Origin of the sequence: Sphingomonas natans, from assembly GCF_030546695.1 — a bacterium.
GTDB classification, from domain to species: domain Bacteria; phylum Pseudomonadota; class Alphaproteobacteria; order Sphingomonadales; family Sphingomonadaceae; genus Sphingomonas_I; species Sphingomonas_I natans.
Genome location: NZ_JAUOTP010000008.1, coordinates 98,757 through 115,883, shown reverse-complemented (window position 1 = coordinate 115,883; position 17,127 = coordinate 98,757). Strand labels below are relative to the sequence as shown.

General features: G+C 66.6%; 20 protein-coding genes. 13 read left to right on the top strand and 7 right to left on the bottom strand.

Translation table 11 applies throughout. The features are described from left to right. Position 1: 1 nt before the first annotated feature. Both Q4F19_RS16455 and argH read right to left on the bottom strand, forming a co-directional pair. Positions 2-241, bottom strand: a complete 240-nt coding sequence (locus Q4F19_RS16455; protein WP_303544758.1) for a hypothetical protein — start codon at positions 239-241, stop codon at positions 2-4. Next, the gene (argH, locus tag Q4F19_RS16450) at positions 238-1,614 is read right to left on the bottom strand and encodes an argininosuccinate lyase (RefSeq protein ID WP_303545041.1); all 1,377 of its coding nucleotides are present in this window, start codon (positions 1,612-1,614) and stop codon (positions 238-240) included. Before argH ends, Q4F19_RS16455 begins: the two co-directional genes overlap by 4 nt. Before the next feature lie 88 nt (positions 1,615-1,702). Here argH and Q4F19_RS16445 point away from each other — a divergent pair, with 88 nt between their 5' ends. Continuing rightward, positions 1,703-2,203, top strand: a complete 501-nt coding sequence (locus Q4F19_RS16445) for a TlpA family protein disulfide reductase (protein WP_303544755.1) — start codon at positions 1,703-1,705, stop codon at positions 2,201-2,203. Positions 2,204-2,259: 56 nt separating this feature from the next. Then, the gene (locus Q4F19_RS16440; RefSeq protein ID WP_303544752.1) at positions 2,260-2,817 is read left to right on the top strand and encodes a 2'-5' RNA ligase family protein; all 558 of its coding nucleotides are present in this window, start codon (positions 2,260-2,262) and stop codon (positions 2,815-2,817) included. A gap of 116 nt (positions 2,818-2,933) precedes the next feature. Here Q4F19_RS16440 and Q4F19_RS16435 read toward each other — a convergent pair whose 3' ends face one another. Further along, positions 2,934-3,656 (bottom strand): sterol desaturase family protein, encoded by a 723-nt coding sequence (locus Q4F19_RS16435; protein WP_303545038.1) that lies wholly within the window; start codon positions 3,654-3,656, stop codon positions 2,934-2,936. Between the two features lie 53 nt (positions 3,657-3,709). Here Q4F19_RS16435 and crtY point away from each other — a divergent pair, with 53 nt between their 5' ends. From crtY to Q4F19_RS16405, 6 genes are all read left to right on the top strand, one after another. Then, a complete protein-coding gene (gene crtY, locus Q4F19_RS16430; protein ID WP_303544749.1) occupies positions 3,710-4,864 on the top strand; it encodes a lycopene beta-cyclase CrtY in 1,155 nt (384 codons plus the stop codon). Further along, the gene (locus Q4F19_RS16425) at positions 4,864-6,348 is read left to right on the top strand and encodes a phytoene desaturase (protein ID WP_303544746.1); all 1,485 of its coding nucleotides are present in this window, start codon (positions 4,864-4,866) and stop codon (positions 6,346-6,348) included. The genes crtY and Q4F19_RS16425 overlap by 1 nt, the downstream gene beginning before the upstream one ends. Before the next feature lie 118 nt (positions 6,349-6,466). Then, a complete protein-coding gene (locus Q4F19_RS16420; protein WP_303544744.1) occupies positions 6,467-7,048 on the top strand; it encodes an LOG family protein in 582 nt (193 codons plus the stop codon). Next, complete coding sequence (locus Q4F19_RS16415) at positions 7,045-7,980, top strand: phytoene/squalene synthase family protein (RefSeq protein WP_303545036.1); 936 nt, start codon at positions 7,045-7,047, stop codon at positions 7,978-7,980. The genes Q4F19_RS16420 and Q4F19_RS16415 overlap by 4 nt, the downstream gene beginning before the upstream one ends. Before the next feature lie 56 nt (positions 7,981-8,036). Further along, positions 8,037-8,678, top strand: coding sequence for a DUF2490 domain-containing protein (locus Q4F19_RS16410; RefSeq protein ID WP_303544742.1), 642 nt, complete (start codon positions 8,037-8,039; stop codon positions 8,676-8,678). Positions 8,679-8,760: 82 nt separating this feature from the next. Beyond that, entirely contained in the window at positions 8,761-9,645 is an 885-nt protein-coding gene (locus Q4F19_RS16405) for a 5'-methylthioadenosine/S-adenosylhomocysteine nucleosidase (RefSeq protein ID WP_303544740.1), read from the top strand. A gap of 129 nt (positions 9,646-9,774) precedes the next feature. Here the strand turns inward: Q4F19_RS16405 and ahpF are convergent, their stop codons facing one another. From ahpF to Q4F19_RS16385, 4 genes are all read right to left on the bottom strand, one after another. Further along, positions 9,775-11,373: an alkyl hydroperoxide reductase subunit F gene (ahpF, locus tag Q4F19_RS16400; RefSeq protein ID WP_303544738.1), complete on the bottom strand. Its 1,599-nt coding sequence runs from the start codon at positions 11,371-11,373 to the stop codon at positions 9,775-9,777. Between the two features lie 72 nt (positions 11,374-11,445). Then, positions 11,446-12,009 (bottom strand): alkyl hydroperoxide reductase subunit C, encoded by a 564-nt coding sequence (gene ahpC, locus Q4F19_RS16395; RefSeq protein ID WP_303544736.1) that lies wholly within the window; start codon positions 12,007-12,009, stop codon positions 11,446-11,448. Positions 12,010-12,158: 149 nt separating this feature from the next. Further along, complete coding sequence (locus tag Q4F19_RS16390; RefSeq protein WP_303544734.1) at positions 12,159-12,491, bottom strand: hypothetical protein; 333 nt, start codon at positions 12,489-12,491, stop codon at positions 12,159-12,161. A 73-nt stretch (positions 12,492-12,564) separates the two neighbouring features. Then, positions 12,565-13,062 carry a sterol desaturase family protein gene (locus tag Q4F19_RS16385; protein ID WP_303544732.1) on the bottom strand — a complete coding sequence of 166 codons (498 nt, stop codon included), beginning with the start codon at positions 13,060-13,062 and terminating at the stop codon, positions 12,565-12,567. A gap of 129 nt (positions 13,063-13,191) precedes the next feature. Between Q4F19_RS16385 and sucC the strand changes: the two genes are divergently transcribed. From sucC to Q4F19_RS16360, 5 genes are all read left to right on the top strand, one after another. Then, entirely contained in the window at positions 13,192-14,391 is a 1,200-nt protein-coding gene (gene sucC, locus Q4F19_RS16380) for an ADP-forming succinate--CoA ligase subunit beta (protein WP_303544728.1), read from the top strand. A gap of 245 nt (positions 14,392-14,636) precedes the next feature. Continuing rightward, on the top strand, positions 14,637-15,386 hold the full coding sequence (locus tag Q4F19_RS16375) for an electron transfer flavoprotein subunit beta/FixA family protein (RefSeq protein ID WP_303544725.1): 750 nt from the start codon (positions 14,637-14,639) through the stop codon (positions 15,384-15,386). Continuing rightward, positions 15,383-16,309, top strand: coding sequence for an electron transfer flavoprotein subunit alpha/FixB family protein (locus tag Q4F19_RS16370; protein WP_303544722.1), 927 nt, complete (start codon positions 15,383-15,385; stop codon positions 16,307-16,309). Before Q4F19_RS16375 ends, Q4F19_RS16370 begins: the two co-directional genes overlap by 4 nt. 179 nt (positions 16,310-16,488) lie before the next feature. After that, positions 16,489-16,848, top strand: coding sequence for a hypothetical protein (locus tag Q4F19_RS16365; protein WP_303544720.1), 360 nt, complete (start codon positions 16,489-16,491; stop codon positions 16,846-16,848). Continuing rightward, positions 16,845-17,126: an acylphosphatase gene (locus tag Q4F19_RS16360; RefSeq protein ID WP_303544717.1), complete on the top strand. Its 282-nt coding sequence runs from the start codon at positions 16,845-16,847 to the stop codon at positions 17,124-17,126. Before Q4F19_RS16365 ends, Q4F19_RS16360 begins: the two co-directional genes overlap by 4 nt. Position 17,127: the final 1 nt, after the last annotated feature.

Sequence of the window (17,127 nt, the reverse complement as noted above, 5' to 3'; positions counted from 1 at the left end):
GTCAGCGCGGCGGCAGATCGAAATGGTCGTCGGGACGCACCTGGCTCTTGGTCAGCAACTCGTCGCTGCGGCCCGGGCGCAGCTGCGGCGGCGAGGCGAGCAGCTTGGTCGCGTTGGGCTGGGTCGGCGAGGTCGCGGGCTTGACCGGCAGCGCCTTGCCCTTGGCGGGCACCAGCGGCTGCATCTTGCCGCAGCCGGCCAGCGCGCCTGCCGCGAGAAGGGCTAGAGCGATCCGCTTCATGCGCCGGCTCCCAGAGCGATCTTCGCCTCGGCGACGCGCGCGCACACCTGATCGGGTGCGGTCCCGCCGAAGCTGCTGCGCGCCGCGACCGAGGCATCGATCGTCAGCGCGGCGAACACGCGTTCGTCGATCCGCGCGTCGATCGCCTGCAGCGCGTCGAGCGACAGAGCCGAGAGCGCGACATTCTCGGTCTCGGCGAGCTTCACGACACGGCCCGTAATGTGGTGCGCCTCGCGGAAGGGGATGTCGGCCTGCCGCACCAGCCAGTCGGCCAGATCCGTGGCAGTCGAAAAACCCGCCTCCGCGGCGCCGCGCATCCGCTCGGTCCGGAAGGTCGAGGTCTCGACCATCCCCGTCATCGCCGCGATCGAGAGCGCGAGCAGGTCGTGCGCCTCGAACACGGGCGGTTTGTCGTCCTGCATGTCCTTCGAATAGGCCAAGGGCAGCCCCTTCATCGTCATCGTCAGCGCCACCATGCAGCCCGCGATCCGGCCGCTATGCCCGCGCACGAGCTCGGCCGCGTCGGGATTGCGCTTCTGCGGCATGATCGAGGAGCCGGTCGAGTAGCTGTCGGGCAGCGACACGAAGCCGTAGGGCTGGCTCGCCCAGATCACGAATTCCTCGGCGAGGCGCGACAGATGCAGGCTGCACTGGGTCGCCGCCATCAGATAATCGAGCGCGAAATCGCGATCGGAAACGCTGTCGAGCGAGTTGCGCGTCGGCCCGGCGAAGCCCAGCGCCCGCGCGGTCGCGCTCCGGTCGATCGGGAAGCCCGTGCCCGCCAGCGCCGCCGCGCCCAGCGGGCAGAGGTTCGCCCGCGCCTTCGCGTCAGCGAAGCGCGAGCGATCGCGGCCGATCATCTCGTAATAGGCCATCAGATGGTGGCCGAGCGTTACCGGCTGCGCGACCTGGAGGTGGGTGAAGCCCGGCATCACGCTCGCCGCATGCTCTTCGGCGCGCGCGACCAAGGCGGCCTGCAAGCCGGCGAGCCCCGCCTCGACCGCGTCGATCGCGTCGCGCACCCACAATTTGAAGTCGGTCGCGACCTGATCGTTGCGGCTGCGCGCGGTGTGCAGCCGGCCCGCAGGCGCGCCGATCAGCTCGGCGAGCCGGCTCTCGGCGGTCATGTGGATGTCTTCGCGGTCGAGATCCTCGGGCACGCCGCCCGCTTCATATTCGGCGGCGATCGTCGCCAGCCCGCCGTCGATCGCGGCGACATCGTCTGCCGAGACGATCCCCTGCGCGCCGAGCATCGCGACATGCGCGCGGCTGCCGGCAATGTCTTGGCGCCAAAGTCTTTTGTCGAACGGAATCGAGGCGTTGATTTCGCGCATGATCGCGCTAGGCCCGCCAGCGAACCGTCCTCCCCACATGGCGTTGGAGTCAGACATGCGGCGTATCGCCCTTCTTCCTGTGATGTTGGCTGTGGTCGCGACCGGCGGCTGCAATAGGCAAGAGCCTGTGGCGCCGCAAGCGACGCAGACCGCCGCCGCCGCACCGGCCAAGCCCGCGCCCGCCTTCGATGTCGATGTCGATCGCAAGGGCAAGGCGCCACCCTCGACCAAGTTCGAGGATCTGGCCGACGGCAGCGAGAAGACGATGGACGATTTCAAGGACAAGCCGTTGCTCGTCAATCTGTGGGCGACGTGGTGCGTCCCCTGCGTGAAAGAGCTGCCGACGCTTGCCAAGCTCGGCGCCGACGCGCCCAACGGGCTCCAGGTCGTCGCAGTGAGCGAGGATATGCAGGGCGCCAAGGTCGTCCTGCCCTTCCTGAAGGACAAGAAGATCGCGATCCATCCCTATCACGACCGCGACAATGCGCTGATGCTGGCGCTGAAGGAGGCCTCGCTGCCGATGTCGATCCTGTTCGATGCGGACGGCAAGGAGGTCTGGCGGATTTCGGGCGATCTCGACTGGTCGGGCGCGAAGGCCAAGGAATTGCTGGCGATGGGCGGCGTCTGATCGTTCTTGATATGTTCCTCATGTCCTGACATCGTCAGGGCTGAGGAGTACGAGTCGTGTCGCTGCATCAGACGGATTTCCCGGCCGGCTCGCTGGTCAAGCATCGGCTGTTCATCGCGCTGCGTCCGCCCGCGCATGCGCTGCGCCGGATCGCGAGCGTCGAGGCGGGGATGACGTTCTCTCCGCGCGTCGCCGATGACCGGCGTCATTTGACCCTGTTCGTCTCCGAGGATTTCGAGAATGAGCCCGTCGATCTGATCCAGGCGATCACCGCCGAACTCGATCGCGTCCGCATCGACGCCTTTGATATCGCGCTGCACCGCTTCGGGCATCTCGGCACAAGCCTCGTCTCGGCGCGCGCCAAGCCGGTGCGCCATTTCCACGCGCAGATCGCGCAAAAGCTCGCGCTCGCCGGGATCGCGTCGCGCAAGGATTGGGCGTTCAATCCGCATGTCACGCTCGGTTATGGCGAGGCACCCGAACGGTCCGGCCGCGTCATTGCCCCGATCGCGTGGCGCGCGGACGAATTCGTGCTGATCCACAGCCTGCTCCGCCTGACGATGCACCGCACGATCGGCAGCTGGCCGCTGATCGAGCAGCCGCGTTTGCTGTAGCAGGGCAGACGGCCCTCACCCCGTTCGTCCTGAGCTTGTCGAAGGAGCGGTCTACCTTGCGTTCCAGAAGGCAGTGCTTCGACAGGCTCAGCACGAAAGGAGAGAAAGGCTGAACGTCATACCTTTCCGAACCGCCCGAGCCCCTTGTCGGTCCCGCACAGCCGGTCCCAATGGCGGAAGTAGAGCCCGTAATTGCAGCGATATTGCTCGTGATGGCGCTGGTGGTGGCTCGCCGTGATCAGCCAGCGCCCCGCCGGTCCTTCGACCAGGCGCTTCGGAAACATCTCCCAGCCCATATGATTGGTCACGCCCATCACCGTCATGATCGACAGCACCACTCCGAGCGCGCCGACATGGATCGGCACGAGGAAGACGAGCGCGGGAATCACGATCGCCCCGCTCAACGCCTCGGACGGATGGAAGCTCATCGCCGCCCAGGCGGTCGGCGGCCGGCTCGCATGATGGACGGCGTGCATCGCTTTGAAGGCGCGCGGGGCGTGCATCGCCCGGTGCGTCCAGTAGAACCACGTATCGTGCGCGAGCAGGTAGAGCAGCACCGATACGGGCAGCCACCAGAGCGGAAAGGCGTGAACGTCGTCATAGATTCGCGTCCAGCCGCGCTGCCGCCAGCCCCACGCGACGATCCCCGCCGGCGCGCCGTATATGCCCGCCGACGCCAGGCTCCAGCCGATCTCGCGCCCGATCTGCCCGCGCTGCCCGGCATAAAGTCCCGGCTGGCGCAGCTTCGTCGCCCAGGCGAAGCCGCCGCTCGCCAGAAGATAGCGCACGGCGACGATCGCGCTCATCGCCAGCGCGGACAACAGGATGGCGGCGATGATCTCCACATCGCCGCTATAGGCGCGCGCTTCGCGGCTGGGTAGAAGCGCGCGCGATGAAGAAAGTCGATCTGCTGATCGTCGGCGGCGGGCTGGCCGGCGGCCTCCTCGCGCTCGCCATCCGCGCGCGGCGCCCGGGCACGCGCGTGATGCTCGTCGAGGGCGCCGATCGGATCGGCGGCAACCATATCTGGTCCTTCTTCGGCAGCGATGTCGCGCCCGAGGATTGGGGCCTCGTCGCCCCGCTGATCTCGCACAGCTGGGAAGGCTATGACGTCGCCTTCCCGCGCTATCGCCGGACGATCGCCAACTCCTATCATTCGATCGAATCGGAGCGGCTCGACGCGGTCGTCCGCGCGGCGCTGACGCCCGAGGATCTCGTCACCGGCGCGCGCGTCCTCGCGATCGATCGCGGCGGGGTGACGCTCGCCGACGGCAGCCGGATCGAGGCCGAGGCCTGCATCGAGGCGCGGGGCGCGCGCGATCTCTCCGCGCTGGAGCTCGGCTGGCAGAAGTTCGTCGGCCAGCTGCTGGTGCTCGATCGCCCGCACGGGCTGACCCGCCCGACGATCATGGACGCGACCGTCGATCAGGCGGACGGCTATCGCTTCGTCTATCTGCTCCCCTTCGGCCCCGACCGCATCTTCGTCGAAGATACCTATTACACGACGACCCCCGATCTCGACGTGCCCGCGATCCGCCAGCGAATCGCGGATTACGCCGCGGCACGAGGCTGGAGCGTGCGGTCGGTCGAGCGCGAGGAGGTCGCCGCGCTGCCGATCGCCACCGGCGGCCATTTCGAGCTGCACTGGCGCTCGGGCCCCCAATGGATCGGCAAGATCGGCATGGCCGCCGCGCTCTTCCAGCCGATGACGGGCTATTCGCTTCCCGATGCGGTGCGCACCGCCGCGCTCGTCGCCGCTCTGCCCAGCCTCGACGGGCAGCTCCTCCACGATGCGCTGCGCACCCATGCCGAGAAGGCCTGGGCCGATCGAAGCTATTATCGCCTGCTCGCGCGGATGCTGTTCCGCGCCGCCGCGCCGATGGATCGTTATCGCATGCTCGAGCGCTTCTACGCGCTCGATCCCAAGCTCGTCTCGCGCTTCTATGCGGGGCAATCGACCAAACTGGACAAGATCCGCATCCTGTGCGGAAAGCCTCCCGTGCCGCTCGTCCGGGCTGCGCGCATATTTCTGGAAGGATCCGCTTGATGGCAGCGCGTACGGCGGCGGTGATCGGCGCCGGCTTCGGCGGCCTGGCGCTCGCCATTCGCCTGCAATCGGCGGGCATCGCCACCACTCTCATCGAAGCGCGGGATCGTCCCGGCGGCCGCGCCTATGTGTGGAAGCGCGAGGGCTTCACCTTCGATGCGGGCCCCACCGTGATCACCGATCCCGCCTGCCTGCAGGAATTGTGGGCGCTCTCCGGCCAGTCGATCGACCAGGACGTCACGCTCCAGCCGGTCTCGCCTTTCTATCGGCTCAACTGGCCCGACGGCACCAATTTCGATTATTCGAACGACGAGCCCGCACTGCGCGCCGAGATCGAGAAGATGTGTCCGGCGGATGCGCCCGGCTATGCGCGCTTCCTCGAATATTCGGCGGGCGTGTACGAGGAGGGCTACGTCAAGCTCGGCGCGCACGCGTTTCTCGATTTCGCGAGCATGATCAAGGCGGCGCCCGCGCTCGCCAAATATCAGGCGTGGCGCTCGGTCTATTCGATCGTCTCCTCCTACGTGAAGGACGAGCGGCTCCGGCAGGCCCTCTCGTTCCACACGCTCCTCGTCGGCGGCAATCCGATGACGACGAGCTCGATCTATGCGCTGATCCACAAGCTGGAGAAGATGGGTGGCGTCTGGTTCGCCAAGGGCGGCACGAGCGCGCTGATCGATGGCATGGTCGCTCTCTTCGAGCGGCTCGGCGGCACGGTCCGGCTCGGCGATCCGGTCGCCGAGATCGAGACATTGGGCGATCGCGCGACGGGCGTGCGCACGCAGAGCGGCTGGTCGGGCAAGTTCGATGCGGTCGCCTCGAACGCGGACATCATGCACAGCTATCGCGATCTGCTGAGCCAGTCGGGGCGCGGCAAGCGCGTCGCCAAGTCGCTCGAGCGCAAGCGCTGGTCGCCGTCTTTGTTCGTCGTCCATTTCGGCATCACGGGTCGGTGGCCGGGCATCCCGCACCACATGATCCTGTTCGGCCCCCGCTATGGCGGCCTGCTCAACGACATCTACCAGACGGGCGTGCTGCCGGCCGATTTCTCGCTGTATCTCCATCATCCGAGCGTCACCGATCCGGGCATGGCGCCCGAGGGCTGCTCGACCTTCTATGCGCTCGCGCCCGTGCCGCATCTCGGCAATCTGCCCGTCGACTGGGAGACGCTCAAGGAAAGCTATGCCGATCGCATCCTCGCCGAGGTCGAAGCCCGGCTGATCCCGGGCCTGAAGCAGCGGATCGTCACCCGCTTCTGCTACACGCCCGACGATTTCCGCGGCGATCTCAACGCGCATCTCGGCTCCGCCTTCAGTCTAGAGCCCTTGCTGACCCAGTCCGCCTGGTTCCGGACGCACAATCGCGATGACGTCATCCCGAACCTGTACTTCGTCGGCGCGGGCACGCATCCGGGCGCGGGGATTCCCGGCGTCGTCGGCTCGGCCAAGGCGACCGCGCGGCTGATGCTGGAGGATCTGCGGTGAGCGTTGCCCGAGAGTCCGTTCGTGCTGAGCGTAGTCGAAGCACGTGCAAGCGGCGCGGCTTGCGGCACGCCCTTCGACTATGCTCAGGGCGAACGGCAGGATGTTTGAGGGTCGCAGCATGAAGCGCCTCGCCATCTATTGCGGCTCGGCCACCCCCGCCGATCCGCGCTTCATCGACAATGCCCGCGACGTCGGCCGCACGCTCGCCGAGCGCGGAATCGGTGTCGTCTATGGCGGCGGCCGGCTCGGTCTGATGGGCGCGATCGCCGATTCGGCGCTGGCGGCGGGCGGCGCGGTGATCGGCGTGATCCCGAAGGCGCTCGTCGACGCCGAGGTCGCACATCGCGGCCTGACCGAGCTTCACGTCGTCGAGACGATGCACGAGCGCAAGCAGGCCTTTACCGATCTGTCGGACGGCTTCGTCACGCTCCCCGGCGGCACGGGCACGATGGACGAATTGTGGGAGGCGCTGAGCTGGGCGCAGATCGGCTATCATGCCAAGCCGGTCGGGCTGCTCAACGTCGCCGGCTTCTACGATGGCCTGCTCAGCTTCGTCGCGACGATGGCCGAGGCCGGTTTCCTGCGCCCCCAGCATCGCGACATCCTGATCGCGTCCGACAGCCTCGATGATCTGCTCGGCAAGATGGCGGCGCATGTCCCGCTGCGCACGATCACGCAGATGAAGGCGGCCGAACTCTGAGCGCCGACCGCGCCGCGCTCGTCGAGCATGCGCGGCTGTCGATTGCGCGTGGCTCCAAGTCGTTCGCGATGGCGTCGAAATTGTTCGATCCCGCCACGCGCGAGCGCGCCTGGCTGCTTTATGCCTGGTGTCGCGCCTGCGACGATATTGCCGACGGCCAGGATCATGGCCACGGCATGACGCGGCATTCCGACGGCCCCGAGCGCATCGCGCGCATCCGCGAGCTGACGACGCTCGCGCTCGCCGGGCACGCAACCGGCGAACCCGCTTTCGACGCGCTCGGCCTCGTAGCCGCCGAATGCGGCATCCCGGCCAACCTGCCGTTCGACGTGATCGACGGCTTCGCGCTCGACGGCGACGGCTGGAGCCCGCGCACCGAGGACGATCTGTATCGCTATTGCTATCATGTCGCTGGCGCGGTCGGGGTGATGATGGCGATCGTGATGGGCGTCTCGCCCGATGACGAGGCGGTGCTCGATCGCGCCTGCGATCTGGGCATCGCCTTCCAGCTCGCCAATATCGCGCGCGATCTCAGCGAGGATGACGCGGTCGGCCGCTGCTATCTGCCTTCCGAATGGCTCGCGGAAATGGACATCCCGCCCGGCGAGCATATGCGCCCCGCGCACCGCGCCGGGCTCGTCACACTGGTCCGCCTGCTGACCGACGGCGCCGCACGCCACGAGGCGAGCGCGCGGATCGGCGCCTACGCTCTGCCGTTCCGCGCGCGCTGGGCCGTGCTCGCCGCCGCCGACATCTATGGCGGGATCGGGCGCGAGGTCGCGCGGCGCGGTGCGCAGGCCTGGGATCACCGCGTCTTCACCTCGAAATGGGCGAAGCTCGGCGCGGTCATCGCCGCCTGGCGCGCGGCGCGCCGCCCCGCGCCGATCGATCCGCCGCCGCGTGGCGCCGCGCTCTGGACGCGCCCGCGCTGATCGTGCACGGGGGCGAAATGACCCCGAAGCGCCTGATTTGCTTGATCTTTGCTGGATTGTTTCTGGCAAGCCCCGCGTTCGCGCGAACCGACGAAGACGATCAGGCGTGGCTCAACGTCACGGTCATCGGCAATGTCGGCAAGCTTGCCTATTTCGCCGAGATTCAGCCGCGCGTCGGCGAGGATGTCAGCCGCATGACCCAGCTCCTGCTGCGCCCGGCGATCGGCTATCAGCTCTCGCCCACGGTCACGCTCTATGGCGGCTATGCGCATGTGGTTCTGCCGATCGAGAACGGCCCGGATCGCAACGAGGAGCGCCTGTTCAGCCAGCTCAACTGGTCGCTGCCCAAGATCGCGGGCGGCAGCATGCTGCTGCGCACGCGGCTCGAGCATCGCCGGCTCTCCAACGGGCACGATGTCGGCTGGCGGCTGCGCCAGATGATCCGCTTCATGCACCCACTCGGCAATCCGAAGAAGGTCCGCGCGCTCGCGCATGTCGAGGCGTTCGTCGCGTTCGACGATACCGATTGGGGCGCGCACAAGGGCTTCGATCAGGTCCGCAGCTTTGCCGGCATCGAGGTGCCGCTGCCGGGCCGCTCGACGCTCGATCTCGGCTATCTCAACCAGACGATCAACGATCCGAACAATCGGATCCGGATCAACCACGTCGCCTCGGCGACCTTCTGGATCAGGCCCTAGCCAGCCTCTTTTGCGCCGCAGCATTGGCCGCTAGGCTGCGCGTTTGACGAAGGGGAACAGCATGCGGATCACGGCGCGATGGATGGCTATGTTGGCGATGATCGGCGCCGCTTTGCCTGCCGCGGCCGCGGAGCCCGAAAAGCGCATCGCCGTCATCTCGGCGTTCGAGCCCGAATGGATCGCGCTCCAGGCCGCGATGACCGGCAAGAGCGAGCAGCTCATCAACGGCACGCGCTTCCTGTCGGGCACGCTCGGCGGCAAGAAGGTGGTGCTGTTCCTGAGCGGGGTCAGCATGACCAATGCGGCGATGACCACGCAGCTGGCGCTCGATCGTTTCCCGATCAGGAGCATCGTCTTTTCGGGCGTCGCCGGCGGGATCGATCCGAAGCTGGACGTGGGCGATGTCGTCGTCGCCGACAAATGGACCGAATATCTGGAATCGGCCTTCGCGCGTGCGACGCCGGCGGGCTTCGTGCCGCCCGATCGCGACGATGGCGCTGCCGGGCTGCCTGCTTATGGGATGATGTACCCCCGCACGATCGGCGTCCGCCACCCGGTCTCGGGCGCCTATGAGCGGCGCACCTGGTTCGATGCCGATCCGGCGATGATCGCGGTCGCGCGCGCCATGCCGCCGGTCACGCTCCGGCGCTGTTCGAAGACGCTCTGCCTGAAGGCGCAGCCGCGCGTGGTCGTCGGCGGGCATGGCGTGTCGGGGCCGGTCTTCATGGATAACGCCGAATATCGCCAATATCTGTTCAAGACGTTCGACGCGCAGGTGCTGGATATGGAGAGCGCGGCGGTCGCGCATGTCGCTTACTCGAACGCGGTGCCCTTCATCGCCTTCCGCTCGCTGTCCGATCTTGCCGGCGGCGATCCGGGCGAGAATCAGGCGCGCGCTTTCTATCCGCTCGCCTCAGAAAATAGCGCGCTGGTGGTGACGGCCTTCCTGAAGGCGCTGCCCGACTGAGTCGCAAATGTCCGCTCATCCTGAGGAGCCATTGAGCTTGTCGAAATGGCGTCTCGAAGGACATGAGGGTCCTTCGAGACGGGCCTTCGCCAAGCTCAGTCCCTCCTCAGGATGAGCGGGGTATCAGTTTTACGCCGCGATCGACTCGCGTTCGGCCTCGGCTTCCTGCGCCGGGGTCAGCCGGATCAGGTAATCGAAGGCGGACAGGCCGGCCTTCGAACCCTCGCCCATCGCGATCACGATCTGCTTGAAGGGCACGATCGTGCAGTCGCCGGCCGCGAAGATGCCGGGGATCGAGGTGTGGCCGCGCTGGTCCACCTCGATCTCGCCGCGCGGGCTGAGCCCGATCACGTCCTTCAGCCATTCGGTGTTCGGCACGAGGCCGATCTGGACGAAGATGCCTTCCAGCTCGACGAGATGCGTCTCGTCGGTCGTGCGGTCGCGATAGGAGAGGCCGTTCACCTTCTCGCCGTCGCCATGCACTTCGGTCGTCAGCGCCGAGAGGAGCACGGTCACGTTGGGCAGGCTGTAGAGCTTGCGCTGGAGCACCGCATCGGCGCGCATCTGGCTGTCGAACTCGATCAAGGTGACGTGCGACACGAGGCCCGCCAGATCGATCGCGGCTTCCACGCCCGAATTGCCGCCGCCGATCACCGCGACGCGCTTGCCCTTGAAGAGCGGCCCGTCGCAATGCGGGCAATAGGCCACGCCTTTGTTGCGATACTGGTCCTCGCCAGGCACGCCCATCTGCCGCCAGCGCGCGCCGGTCGAGAGGATGACGGTCTTCGCTTTGAGCGAGGCGCCATTCTCGAGCACCACCTCGTGCAGCCCGCCTTCGCGCGCGGCCGGAATCAGCGTGTCGGCGCGCTGGAGGTTCATGATATCGACCTCATAATCGCGGACATGGCTCTCCAGCTGCGCGGCGAGCTTCGGCCCTTCGGTGTGGCTGACCGAGATGAAATTCTCGATGCCCATCGTATCGAGCACCTGGCCGCCGAAGCGCTCGGCGGCGACGCCGGTGCGGATGCCCTTGCGCGCCGTATAGATGGCGGCCGCAGCGCCCGCGGGCCCGCCGCCGACGATCAGCACCTCGAACGGCTCCTTCGTGGCGATCTTCTCGGCGGCGCGCGTGACCGCGCCGCTGTCGAGCTTGGCGACGATCTGCTCCAGCTCCATGCGGCCCTGGCCGAACGGCTCGCCGTTGAGGAAGATCGTCGGCACCGCCATCACCTTGCGCTCGGCGACCTCGTCGGGGAACAGGCCCCCGTCGATCGCGACATGGCTGACGCGCGGATTGAGCACGCTCATCAGGTTCAGCGCCTGCACCACGTCGGGGCAGTTCTGGCAGGAGAGCGAGAAATAGGTCTCGAAATGGAAGTCGCCGTCGAGGCCCTTCACCTGTTCGATCAGATCCTGCGCGGCCTTGGACGGATGCCCGCCAACCTGCAGCAGAGCGAGGACGAGGCTCGTGAATTCGTGGCCCATCGGAATGCCGGCGAAGCGGACGCCGATATCGGTGCCGACGCGGCGGATCATGAAGCTCGGGCTGCGCTTGTCGCCTTCGCGCAGCACCGAGATCATCTCGGGCGCGAGAGCCGCAATATCCTCCAGCAACCGCGCGAGCTCATGCGATTTGGGCGCGTCGTCCAGCGACGCCACCAGCTCGATGGGCTGGCGAATGTTCGCGAGATAGGCCTTGAGCTGGCCCTTCAGATTGGCGTCCAACATGGGAGACTCCGGATAAGCTGGAGAGGAAGAAGGTGCCGGGGCGACGACGGATCGCCGCCCCGGATGTGTTGGTTAGATCTTGCCGACGAGGTCCAGGCTGGGTGCGAGCGTCGTGTCGCCCTCTTCCCACTTGGCGGGGCAGACCTCGCCCGGGTGGCTGACCCAATACTGGAGCGCCTTGATCTTGCGCAGCAGTTCGGCGGCGTTGCGGCCCACACCCTCGGGCGTGATTTCGACGAGCTGGATCGTGCCCTCGGGATCGACGACGAAGGTGCCGCGGTCGGCCAGGCCGACGCCCGGGCGCAGCACGTCGAAATTGTTCGAGATCACATGATTCTGGTCACCCAGCATGTAATAGTTGATCTTGCCGATCGCGGGCGACGTGTCGTGCCAGGCCTTGTGGCTGAAATGCGTGTCGGTGGAGACCGAATAGACCTCGACGCCCATGCCCTGCAGGGTCGGGTAGATGTCGGCCAGATCCTCGAGCTCGGTCGGGCAGACGAACGTGAAATCGGCCGGGTAGAAGAAGAAGACCGACCATTTGCCCTTCACGTCGGCGTCGCTGACGTCGACGAACTTGCCTTCCTTGAAGGCGGTCGCCGTAAACGGCTTAATGGACGTGCTCATGATCGCCATCGGTTCAATTCCCTTGCTGTGAGTCGGTCTCGACAGTGTCCATTTAGGAACCGGGGATTGAAAGAACAAATTGGATAATATCGGCGATCTGATCGTATTGGTCGATCAGTGGCGGGAGCGGGGCGACCGTAGCCGCCCCGCGTCGGACGTTAGAGCTTCAGCTTGTTCCGGCCGCGCTGCGAATCCTGCTTCTGCGCGAGGATGTGGCGGTTGGCGGCTTCCTGGCGCGAATGGATCAGGCGCTTGTCGGCCGCGGTCAGGTGGCCGCCGTGGCGTGCCTTCAGCTGCGCCTCCAGGCGCTTGATCGAGCGCTGCTCGGCATCCAGGCGGGCTTGCTCGGCGTGGGTCAGCTTGCCCGAACGCTCGCCGGCATCGATCCGGCGCTCCTGATTGGCCTGGCGAACGTTGACCGGGCCGGCGGCGACGGCGCTGGTGCCGATCGCGACGAGACCGACGAACAGAGCGGTTCCGAATTTACGCATGATGTCATCCTTGCAAGGGCTGCACGGGGCAGCTCGGGCGGAACAACGCGCGATCTGCGAAAAAGGGTCGGCTTCAACCGCGCGGCGCGCGGACGCCCTCCAGCGCGCGGCGCTTGAGTTCGGCCTTCAGCATCTCGGGCCGCGGCGCGACGAGGAAGCCGAAGCTGACCGTGCCATGCTTGGATTCCACCGCATGGTGCAGGCGGTGCGCCTGCACGATCCGCTTCATGTAGGTCGAGCGCGGCACGAAGCGGCCGGGGAGCCGCTGGTGGACGATCCAGTCGTGGAAGCCGAAATAGATCGCGCCATAAGCGGCGATTCCCGCGCCGATCCACGCGAAGCCCGGCCACCAGCCGAGCTGCACCCCGCCGAGCAGCAGCACGAACGAAGGCACGGCGAAGATCACCGCGTAGAGATCGTTGAGCTCCCAATTGCCCTTGCGCGCGCGGTGGTGGCTGGCGTGCAGGAACCAGCCCGGCCCGTGCATCACCCAGCGGTGCGCGGCATAAGCGAACGCCTCCATCCCGGCGACGGTTGCGACGAACAGCGAGAGGCCGGCAATCCAGGACATGGCCGCCTACATAGCGATCCGTTTGTGCGCTTGCGAGACGCAGCCTTGCGGGTTGCGTGCTGCTTATGCTTTAGGCCGGGGCACCTTTCCGCGGGGAGTCGATCCTCGCTCGCCCAAAAGGGGTTTCCGATGAACATCCACGAATATCAGGCTAAGGAACTGCTCGCGAAATTCGGCGTGGCGATTCCCGCCGGCTACGCGGCCATGAGTGTCGACGAGGCGGTCGAGGCTGCCGGAAAGCTGCCCGGGCCGCTCTATGTCGTGAAGTCGCAGATCCATGCCGGCGGTCGCGGCAAGGGCAAGTTCAAGGAACTCGCCCCCGAGGCCAAGGGCGGCGTCCGCCTCTCGAAGACGCTGGACGAAGTCCGCGCCAACGCCACCGACATGCTCGGCAACACGCTGGTGACGATCCAGACGGGCGATGCCGGCAAGCAGGTCAACCGCCTCTACATCACCGACGGCGCGGACATTAAGTCGGAATATTATCTGTCGATGCTCGTCGATCGCGCCACCGGCCGCGTCGCGATGGTCGTCTCCACCGAAGGCGGCATGGACATCGAGACCGTCGCGCATGACACGCCCGAGCTGATCCGCACCTTCACGATCGATCCGGCCGAGGGCTTCCAGGCGCATCACGGCCGCGCGGTCGCCTTCGCGCTCAAGCTGACCGGCGATCTCAACAAGCAGGCTGCCAAGGTCGCCGAGCAGCTCTACAACGCCTTCATCGCGACCGACATGTCGATGCTCGAGATCAACCCGCTGGTCGAGACGGTCGACGGCAAGATCCTCGTCCTCGATGCCAAGGTGTCGTTCGACTCGAACAGCCTGTACCGCCACCCCGATATCCTCGCGCTGCGCGACGAGACCGAGGAGGATCCGGCCGAGGTCGAGGCGTCCAAGTACGACCTCGCCTACATCAAGTTGGACGGCAATATCGGTTGCATGGTCAACGGCGCCGGCCTCGCCATGGCGACGATGGACATCATCAAGCTCAACGGCGCCTTCCCCGCCAACTTCCTCGATGTCGGCGGCGGCGCCAACAAGGAGAAGGTCACCTCGGCCTTCAAGCTGATCCTGTCCGATCCCGCGGTCGAGGGCATCCTCGTCAACATCTTCGGCGGCATCATGCGCTGCGACATCATCGCCGAAGGCATCGTCGCCGCGGCGAAGGAAGTGAACCTTTCGGTCCCCCTCGTTGTCCGTCTCGAAGGCACGAACGTCCAGCAGGGCAAGGACATCCTCGCCAATTCGGGTCTGCCGATCGTGGCCGCCGACGATCTGGGCGACGCCGCCCGCAAAATCGTCGCGCAGGTCAAGAAGGCCGCCTGAGCCGACTTGCGAAGGTCCGTTCTGCGGAATGGACCTTCGCAAGTCCGCAAATTCGCATTTGCAATCGCCGTCGGGCCGGTCGAACGGAGCGGACAGGCGATCGGACGCAACGAAGACGCAATGGGCAGCTTCTTTACGTATACGTCAATCCGCTGCTAAACCCTGCACACAGGACCGGGGCCAGCATGGGCGCATCCGGTTCGAGCTTCCACCGCTACGATGGGGGCCACGAGAGGAGACGAGCCATGAAGGTTCTGGTGCCCGTGAAGCGGGTGATCGACTATAATGTGAAGCCGCGGGTCAAGATGGACGGCACCGGCGTCGATCTCGCCAACGTGAAGATGTCGATGAACCCGTTCGACGAGATTGCGGTCGAAGAGGCGATCCGCCTGCGCGAGAAGGGCGCTGCCACCGAGATCGTCGCGGTCTCCGTCGGCCCGCAGAAGGCGCAGGAGACGCTCCGCACCGCGCTGGCGATGGGCGCCGACCGCGCGATCCTCGTCATGACCGACGACGAGGTCGAGCCGCTCGCCGTCGCCAAGATCCTGAAGGCGATTGCGGATGAGGAGGCTCCCGGCCTCGTGATCCTCGGCAAGCAGGCGATCGACGACGACAGCAACCAGACCGGCCAGATGCTCGCGGCCTTGCTCGGCTGGGGCCAGGGCACGTTCGCGTCCAAGGTCGAGGTCACGGGCGATGCGGTCGCGGTCACGCGCGAAGTCGATGGCGGGCTCGAGACGGTCAGCCTCAAGCTGCCCGCGATCGTGACGACCGATCTGCGCCTCAACGAGCCGCGCTATGCGAGCCTGCCCAACATCATGAAGGCCAAGTCCAAGCCGCTCCTGCAGAAGACGCCCGCCGATTACGGCGTCGAGACCACGCCGCGCCTGAAGACGCTGAAGGTGGTCGAGCCGGCCAAGCGCTCGGCCGGAATCAAGGTCGCCGGTGTCGATGAACTGGTGGCGAAGCTCAAGGCATTGGGAGTGGCGGCATGAGCGTTCTCGTCTGGGTCGAGCATGAGGCCGGCGCGGTCAAGGACGCGACGCTGTCGACTGTCACTGCCGCAAGCCAGCTCGGCGACGTGCATCTGTTGGTTGCCGGCGCCGGTGTCGGCTCCGTGGCCGAGGCCGCCGCGAAGATCGCCGGCGTCGCCAAGGTCGTGGTGCTCGACGATGCCGCGTTCGAACATGCTCTTCCCGAGAATGTCGCGCCCGCGATCGTCGCGATGATGGCGGACCATGACGCGTTCGTCGCGCCCGCCACCTCGAACGGCAAGAATATCGCGCCGCGCGTCGCGGCTTTGCTCGATGTCATGCAGATCAGCGACATCCTCTCGGTCGAGGGGCCGGACACGTTCACCCGGCCCATCTATGCGGGCAATGCGATCGCGACCGTCCAGTCGGCGGATTCCAAGAAGGTCATCACCGTGCGCGGCACCGCGTTCGAGAAGGCCGCGCGCGAAGGCGGCTCGGGCGTAATCGAAGCGGCGACCGGTAGCGATGCCGGCCTGTCGAGCTTCGTCGGTGCCGAGATCGCCAAGTCGGAGCGCCCCGAGCTCACCTCGGCCAAGATCATCGTCTCGGGCGGCCGCGCGCTCGCCTCGGCCGAGCAGTTCCACGAGGTGATCGATCCGCTCGCCGACAAGCTCGGCGCGGGCGTCGGCGCGAGCCGGGCGGCCGTCGATGCGGGCTATGCGCCGAACGATTATCAGGTCGGCCAGACGGGCAAGATCGTCGCCCCCGAAGTCTATGTCGCGGTCGGCATATCGGGCGCGATCCAGCATCTCGCGGGGATGAAGGATTCGAAGACGATCATCGCGATCAACAAGGACGAGGACGCGCCCATCTTCCAGGTCGCGGACATCGGCCTGGTCGGCGACCTGTTCAAGATCGTGCCGGAGCTGACGGGCAAGCTGTGAACTGAGGTTGGGACGGCCGCGGCCGTCCCACCTTCTACCCCCGATCGGTTCGAGCTCGTCGAGAACGCACAGGGATCGAGCGAAGTCGAGAGCCCGCGCCAAGGGCCTCGCATCCAGATCTCGGCGCAAAACCAGCCAGATCCCTCGACACCGACGGTCAGGTAGGTATCGCGTCGCTCATGATCGACGCGTCACTCCATTCCCTCAAAGCCGTCCTGCTCGAAGGCATGCGCCACTATCACGGCGCCGCGCTCTGGATCGAGCGCAACGGCCCCGCCAGCGACAAGCTGCTCCACATGAATGCGGGCCTGATCCTCTGGCTGGCGACGGTGCTGCTGCGCGGCCGGCGCTGGGGCGATCCGCGCAACCTGCTGCCGCTGATGCTGCTGGAAGCGCTCAACGAGACCGCCGACTGGCTCTTCCCGACCAAATGGACCTTGTCGGGCACGATCGCCGACATCTTCTGGACCCTGTTCTGGCCGATCCTGCTGACCGCGCTCATCGGCGGGCAGCCGGCCCGCAAGCGGGGCCGGCGATGATCCGCCGGCGGCTGTGCATCAACGGCCGTGTCCAGGGCGTCTTCTACCGCGCCTGGTTCGCCGAGCAGGCGAAGGCGCTCGGGCTCGACGGCTGGGTCCGCAATCGCGCGGACGGCAGCGTCGAGGCGGTCGTGCAGGGCCCCACGGAGATGGTGGAAGCGATCGTCGCGAAAGCGCGAGAAGGCTCGCCGGCGTCGCGCGTCGCGGATGTCGTCGTCGGCGACGATCCGCCACCGCACGAGACGCTGCAAGGATTTGAGAAAAGGCCGACCGTCTAGC